General features: G+C 69.5%; 1 pseudogene. It reads right to left on the bottom strand.

From position 1 onward, the window contains the following. A pseudogene (locus TN53_RS42645) lies at positions 1-410 on the bottom strand (cytochrome P450); the annotation flags it as partial.

The raw sequence follows: 410 nt of genomic DNA on the forward strand, positions 1-410 counted from the left end.
TCTCCAGGCTGGTCGGGGGAGCGAGGGCTGAACCTGACGGGCAGTGCCGTCAGCGAACGGTGGAACGGGCCCGGCCGCCAGGAGAGTCGCTCGCGCGGCAGGACGGGTTCGAGGTCGGGCAGCCACTGAGTCAGTCGCTCGATCGCCTCGGTGGCGATGAGCAGCGTGTGCTGCTTGACCGGGCAGGCGTGCGGGCCCGCCGACCAGGACAGGTGGGAGGCGTCCTTGGGGTGGCGGCCGTCGACGACCTCCTGTTCGGCGAAGTACGCGAGCGCCCCGTACGACACCACGACCGGCACCGCCGCTCTGATCCACGTTCCATGGAAGGTCATCGGCCGACGAGCGTAGTGGATGCCGTAGTTGGCGAGCGGGGTCTCGTGGTGCAGCACTTCGACCACGGCGTCCATCAC

Origin of the sequence: Streptomyces sp. WM6386 (genome assembly GCF_000972385.1) — a bacterium.
In the GTDB taxonomy this organism is placed as follows: domain Bacteria; phylum Actinomycetota; class Actinomycetes; order Streptomycetales; family Streptomycetaceae; genus Streptomyces.